This is a genomic window from Nocardioides taihuensis, from assembly GCF_042657275.1.
In the GTDB taxonomy this organism is placed as follows: domain Bacteria; phylum Actinomycetota; class Actinomycetes; order Propionibacteriales; family Nocardioidaceae; genus Nocardioides; species Nocardioides taihuensis.
In genome coordinates this window covers 109,294-115,900 of sequence record NZ_JBHSKD010000012.1, presented here as the reverse complement: position 1 = coordinate 115,900, position 6,607 = coordinate 109,294, and the positions used below count along the sequence as shown (strand labels likewise).

Sequence of the window (6,607 nt, the reverse complement as noted above, 5' to 3'; positions counted from 1 at the left end):
ATCCGGGGGCTCTCCCTACGTCAACGGTGACGCGCCGCTGCTACCAACCTCATGGCCGGGTACAGCTAGCTCCTCGTCGATCCCCAAATCGGGGTAGTCGAGCCCCGCACAGGCCTGCGCGGGTCCGACGTGCTCTCTCATAGTGCCCGGGGCTCCCACGCCGGTTCTTCGGGTGACGGCCGGGCGCAGCGAGAAGTTACGGCACGTCAGAGGGAATCCACATGCGCACACGCTTGCTGTTGGCGATCACGGCGGGCCTCGCGGTCGTCAGCCAGGTCGTCGGGCTGACCCTGACCTCCGCGGAGGCGGCTGTGCCTCCCGGGGCGACCGTCGCCGCAGCAGCCGCGCCGGCGGCCGACCGGATGCCGGGCGACGTGCCGAGCAAGAAGACCCCGTGGGTGCTCGACGGCGGGGTGTACAAGATCATCCAGGTCGGCAACACGATGATCGCCGGCGGGAACTTCACCCAGGTCGCCGATCCCATGGGCGGCACGACGACGTACGCCCGGCAGAACATCGTGGCCTGGGACGTGACGACCGGGCTGGTCAGCCAGACCTTCAACCCCACCGTGGACGGCGAGGTGCAGCAGCTCCTGCCGGGCCCGACGGCGGACACCGTGTACGTCGCGGGTGACTTCACCAAGATCAACGGCAAGGGCCCCAACCACCTCCAGCTGCTCAACGTCAACACCGGCCAGGCCGTGTCGTCGTTCAAGCCGCCGGCCACCAACGGCGGCATCGAGACCATGGAGCTGCTGCCCGACAACCGGCTCTTCATCGGCGGCTTCTTCACCAAGATCGGCGGAGTCGCGCACGGCCAGCTCGCGACGCTCGACGCCACCACCGGCGCGCTGACGCCGTTCATGGACATCACCGTCGCGGGCCACCACAACACCGGCACCGGCGCCAAGGCGCCCATCGGCATCCGTGAGTCCGGCGTGACGCCGGCCGGCGACCGGATGATCGTCGTCGGCAACTTCACCAGCGTCGGCGGGCTGGCCCGCGACCAGATCGTCATGCTCGACCTGACGGGCCCGACTGCCGCGGTGTCGACGACCTGGTACACGACCGGCTACACCCCGATCTGCTCGCCCGGCGCGTTCGACAGCTACATGCGCGACGTCGAGATGTCGCCCGACGGCTCCTTCTTCGTGGTCGGCACCACGGGTGGGCCGCACACCGGCACCCTGTGCGACACGGCGGCCCGCTTCGAGACCTACGCCGTCGGCACGACGCTGACGCCGACCTGGACCGACACCTCCGGCGGCGACACGATGTGGGGCGTCGAGATCACCCAGTCGGCCGTCTACGTCGGCGGGCACATGCGCTGGATGAACAACCCCAACGGCTCCGACCGCGCCGCGCAGGGCGCCGTCCCCCGCCCGGGGCTGGTGGCCCTCGACCCGCAGACGGGCATCCCGCTCAAGTGGAACCCCGGACGCAACCCGCGCGGCGTGTCGGCGTACGAGATCTACGAGACGCCCGACGGTGTCTGGGTCGTGAGCGACACCATGTGGATCGGCGACCGCCGCTACCACCGGGAGCGGATCGCCTTCTTCCCCTACAGCGAGGGCTACAACACGGCGTCGAAGACCGCCGGCGCGCTGCCGGGCAACGTCTACGTCGGCGCACCACAGGCCGCGAGCAACGTGCTCTACCGCGTGAACGCCGGTGGAGCCGCGATCCCCTCGATCGACGGCGGGCCCGACTGGCTGTCCGACAACGGCTCCACGAGCCCGTACCACAACACCGGCAGCACGACCGCGACGTACAGCGCGCTCACCGCGGCCAGCCTCGTCAACGTCCCGTCCTCGACGCCGCTGGGCATCTGGACCCAGGAGCGCAACGACCCCACCGGCGGCAACGAGATGCAGTGGACGTTCCCGGTGGCGGCGGGGACCAACACGCAGGTCCGGCTCTACTTCGCCAGCCGCTCGACGACGACACGGCGCTTCAACGTGCTCATCGACGGTGTCACCAAGCTGTCGAACTACGACCCCAACGTCGACCCGGGTGTCAACAAGGGCACCATGCAGGCCTTCGACATCACCAGCGACGGCACCGTCAACATCGACTTCACCCACGTCACCGGCAACCCCGAGGTCAACGCGATCGAGCTGATCAACAACTCGATCGCCTCGAACGCCACCACCGCGAGCGTGGTCAGCTTCGACGGCTCCAGCGTCGCCTCGCAGAGCAGCGTCAGCACCGGCACCTTCGACTGGACCAACGTCCGCAACGCGGTGATGGTCGGCCACACGCTCTTCTACGGCCAGTCCGACGGCATGCTGTACCGGCGGTCGTTCGACGGCCAGAGCTTCGGCGACCCGGTCGCGGTCAACCCCTACCTCGACCCGCTGTGGAGCACCGTCGAGACGGGGAGCGGCCCTGTCGGCCAGACCTACGCGGGCGTGCTGCCGACCTGGTACACCCAGCTGCCCTCGGTCACCGGCATGTTCTACGCCAACGGCCGGATCTACTACACGCGCAGCGGCCAGAACTCGCTCTACTGGCGCTGGTTCTCCCCCGACAGCGGCATCATCGGCGGCATCGAGAACACCGTCACCGGTGGCAACATCACCTGGAGCAGCACGCGCGGGATGTTCCTCGACGGCTCGACGCTCTACGTCGTCAGCTCGACCAACGGCCAGCTGCTCAAGATCGGGTTCGTCAACGGCGCGCCGACCGGCACCTCGTCGGTGGCCGACAGCACGATCGACTGGCGGGGCCGCGCCGTCTTCCTGGCGTCGGTGCTGCCGAACGTCGCGCCCACGGCGGCGTTCACCGCCGACTGCACGGGCATCTCGTGCACCTTCGACGGCACCGGGTCCTCGGACAGCGACGGCAGCATCCAGTCCTACGAGTGGACCTTCAGCGACGGTGACGAGGCCGGTGGCCCGACCCCGCAGAAGGACTTCGCGGCGACCGGCACCTACGACGCCACGCTGACCGTCACCGACGACGGCGGCCTCACCTCGTCCGTGACCCACCAGGTATCGGTCGTGAAGCCGAACGTGCCCCCGACCGCGACCTTCAGCACGCACTGCGACTACCTCGACTGCTCCTTCGACGCCACGGCGTCGAGCGACAGCGACGGGACGATCGCCGGCTACGCCTGGGACTTCGGTGACGGCCAGACCGGCACCGGCAGCGCGACCCAGCACGTCTTCGACAAGCCGGGGACCTACGACATCACCCTGACCGTCACCGACGACCAGGACGCGACCGGCGGCAGGACGACGACGCAGGTCGTCGTCGGGGCTCCGGCGCCCAGCACGGTGTCGTACGTCGGTGGGGCGGTCAACCAGAGCAACACCGCCACGCCCAACGTGACGACCCCCTCGACGGTCGCGGCCGGCGACCGGCTGATCATGGCGCTGAGCCTCAACGCCACCAACAGGGTGCTGTCCGACCCGACCGGGGTGACCGGCTGGACGGTGCTCGGCACCACGACGACCGGCGGCATGCAGACCCGGGTGTACAGCAAGATCGCCACCGCGGCCGACGCGGGCAAGAAGGTCACCGTGACCCTCGACCTCGCGGCGAAGTACACGATGACCGTGGCCGACTACGCGGGCGTCCGGACGGGCACGCTCGTGACCGCCGACTTCGCCGAGACCGTGAACCGGGCCGACCACCCCTCCCCCACGGTCGACGCGCCGGCCGGCGCGTGGGTCGTCTCGTACTGGGCCGACAAGTCCTCGGCGACCACCGGGTTCGCCCTGCCGGCGTCGGTGACCGGGCGGCAGGCGCTCTGCAGCACGGGCACCGGCCACGTGTGCAGCACGCTCGCCGACTCGGGCGGCTCCGTGCCGACCGGGCAGTACGACGGGCCCGTGGCCACGGCCGACTCGAGCAGCGCCAACGCGACCTCGTGGTCGATCATCCTGCGCACGATCGAGCCGAACCAGGCCCCCACGGCCGCCTTCAGCTTCACCTGCGACGGCACCGTCTGCGACTTCGACGGCACCGGCTCGAGCGACCCCGACGGGTCGGTCGTCTCCTGGGCGTGGGACTTCGGCGACGGCGCCACGGCGACCGGCGCGACGTCGAGCCACGACTTCGGGACCACCGGCACCCGCGACGTGACGCTGACCGTCACCGACGACGAGAGCACCACCGGCTCGCTCGTCGTCCCGGTCTCGGTGACCCGTCACAACGCGGCGCCGACGGCGTCGTTCACCACGAGCTGCACGTTCCTCGCCTGCACCTTCGACGCCAGCGCGTCCGGTGACACCGACGGCACGGTCGCGTCGTACGACTGGGACTTCGGCGACGGAGCGACCCAGACCACGACGGACCCGGCGGCGAGCCACTCCTACGACCCGGGCGGTTCCTACACGGTCACGCTGACCGTGACGGACAACGACGGGGGCACGGGCACCGCGACGCGCAGCGTCTCCCCGGTCGCCGTCCGCCCGATCGCGCTGGTCGGCAGCTCCGTCAACCAGGGGAACACGACGACACCCAACGTGGTCGTGCCGGCTGGGACCCAGGCCGGTGACCGGTTGGTCCTCGTGCTCAGCGTCAACAACACCACGAGCACCGTCGCCGTGGGCGGGAACTCCGGCGTCACCGGGCTCGACCTGCTCGACTCTGCGACCGGCGGGACCATGCGCACCTTCGTGTACAGCAAGACCGCCGCGGCGTCCGACGCCGGGAAGACGGTGCGGTTCTCGCTCGACGTGGGCGCCAAGTACACCCTGACCGCGGCGGTGTACTCCGGCGACATGCTGGCCCCCCAGCTCACCAAGGCCTCCGAGACCGTGGCCACGACCTCGCACAGCACGCCGACCCTCGACGCGGCGGCCGGCGACTGGGCGCTGTCGTACTGGGCCGACAAGTCCTCGACGACGACGGGCTACACGCTTCCGGACGGCGTGACCAAGCTCCAGGCCAGCTGCGGGAGCAGCACGGGACACGTGTGCAGCGTGCTGGCCGACTCCGGGGGTCCGGTGGCGGCCGGCAGCTACGGCGGGCTCACCGCGACCGCGGACGCCGCCTCGGGCAACGCCACGATGTGGACGGTGCTGCTGCGGCAGGCGGGCTGAGCCGGCGCTGACCTGAGCGGCGACCCCGTCAGGAGGCGCCGAGCTGGCGGCGCACCTCCGCCGCGACGGCGGCGCCGTCGGCGCGGCCCTTGACCTGCGGCTGCACGACGCCCATCACCTTGCCCATGGCCTTCATGCCCTCGCCGGCGGCACCGACCTTCTCGACCGCCTCGGTGACGATGCGGGTGATGTCGTCGGGGCCGAGCTGCTCCGGCAGGTAGTCGGCGATCACCGCCGCCTCGGCCTGCTCCTTGGCGGCCATCTCCTCGCGGCCGCCGTCGGCGAACGCGGTGGCGGCCTCGCGGCGCTTCTTGGCCTCCGAGGAGAGCACGCCGACGATGTCGTCGTCGGAGAGCTCGCGCGCCTCCTTGCCGGCGACCTCCGCGTTGGTGATGGCGGTGAGGACCATCCGCAGGGTCGAGGCGCGGACCTCGTCGCGTGACTTGATGGCGGTGGTCAGGTCGCTGCGCAGTCGGTCCTTGAGGGCGCTCATGCGGGCCATTGTGGCAGCCTTGCGCCATGCCTCCCTCCGGTCCCCGTCTCCTGCGCGCGGGTCTCGCCGGTGGCGCCCTCGCCGGCGCGGCGCTCACGGCGTACGCCGCGTGGGAAGCGCGGCAGTACCAGCTGCGCGAGGTCTCCGTGCCGCTGCTGCCGCCCGGGCACCGGCCGCTGCGGGTCCTGCACCTCAGCGACGTCCACCTGACCCCCGGTCAGGAGCGGAAGCAGGCGTGGCTGCGCGAGCTCGGCGGGCTGCGCCCCGACCTCGTCGTCGACACCGGCGACAACATCGCGCACCGCGACGCGCTGCCGGCGCTCGAGCGCTCCTACGGCGACCTGCTCGACGTGCCGGGGGTCTTCGTCTTCGGCTCCAACGACTACTTCAGCCCGACGCTGCGCAACCCCTTGCGCTACCTGCTGCCCGACGACGGCAAGCGGCACACCGACAGCGCCCAGCTGCCCTGGCGTGAGCTCCGTGCTCTGCTCGAGCAGGCGGGGTGGCACGACCTGACCAACCGGCGGGACCGGATGGTCGTCGGCGACACGACGTTCGCCTTCGCCGGCGTCGACGACCCGCACCTGCGCTACGACGACCTCGGGGCCGTCGCCGGCCCGGCCGACACGACGGCCGACGTGCGGGTGGGCGTCGCGCACGCGCCGTACCTGCGGGTGCTCGACCAGTTCGCCGCCGACGGGTACGACGCCGTGCTCGCCGGGCACACGCACGGCGGCCAGGTGTGCCTGCCCGGCATCGGCGCACTGGTGACCAACTGCGACCTCGAGCCCGCCCGGGCCCAGGGGCTGCACCGCCACCCGGCGAGCTCGCGGCCCGGCGACCCGGGATCGGCCTGGCTGCACGTCTCGGCAGGCCTGGGCACGAGCCCCTACGCCCGGATCCGGGTGGCCTGCCGCCCGGAGGCGACCCTGCTGACGCTCACGCCCCGGGCCGCCTCCTGACCCGGTCTCGCGCTCTGTGGGCCGATTGGGGAGGCCCCACGCGGCTCGGGTATGCTCGCCCGTGCCCGCGGGCCGGACGGTGAGTCCGGGTCTGCAGCGGG

3 protein-coding genes are annotated in these 6,607 nt (G+C 71.4%); 2 read left to right on the top strand and 1 reads right to left on the bottom strand.

The window, feature by feature from the left end; translation table 11 throughout:
* Positions 1–221 precede the first annotated feature (221 nt).
* Positions 222–5,051 carry a PKD domain-containing protein gene (locus ACFPGP_RS13050; RefSeq protein ID WP_378590758.1) on the top strand — a complete coding sequence of 1,610 codons (4,830 nt, stop codon included), beginning with the start codon at positions 222–224 and terminating at the stop codon, positions 5,049–5,051.
* A 28-nt stretch (positions 5,052–5,079) separates the two neighbouring features.
* Here the strand turns inward: ACFPGP_RS13050 and ACFPGP_RS13045 are convergent, their stop codons facing one another.
* Complete coding sequence (locus tag ACFPGP_RS13045) at positions 5,080–5,544, bottom strand: GatB/YqeY domain-containing protein (RefSeq protein ID WP_378590757.1); 465 nt, start codon at positions 5,542–5,544, stop codon at positions 5,080–5,082.
* A 26-nt stretch (positions 5,545–5,570) separates the two neighbouring features.
* Between ACFPGP_RS13045 and ACFPGP_RS13040 the strand changes: the two genes are divergently transcribed.
* Positions 5,571–6,506 carry a metallophosphoesterase gene (locus ACFPGP_RS13040; RefSeq protein ID WP_378590755.1) on the top strand — a complete coding sequence of 312 codons (936 nt, stop codon included), beginning with the start codon at positions 5,571–5,573 and terminating at the stop codon, positions 6,504–6,506.
* The last annotated feature ends 101 nt before the right edge of the window (positions 6,507–6,607 follow it).

Coding starts and splice junctions, on each gene's coding strand:
- ACFPGP_RS13045 (WP_378590757.1), bottom strand. CDS start 5,544: ATGAGCGCCCTCAAGGACCGACTGCGCAGCGACCTGACCACCGCCATC.
- ACFPGP_RS13040 (WP_378590755.1), top strand. CDS start 5,571: ATGCCTCCCTCCGGTCCCCGTCTCCTGCGCGCGGGTCTCGCCGGTGGC.
- ACFPGP_RS13050 (WP_378590758.1), top strand. CDS start 222: ATGCGCACACGCTTGCTGTTGGCGATCACGGCGGGCCTCGCGGTCGTC.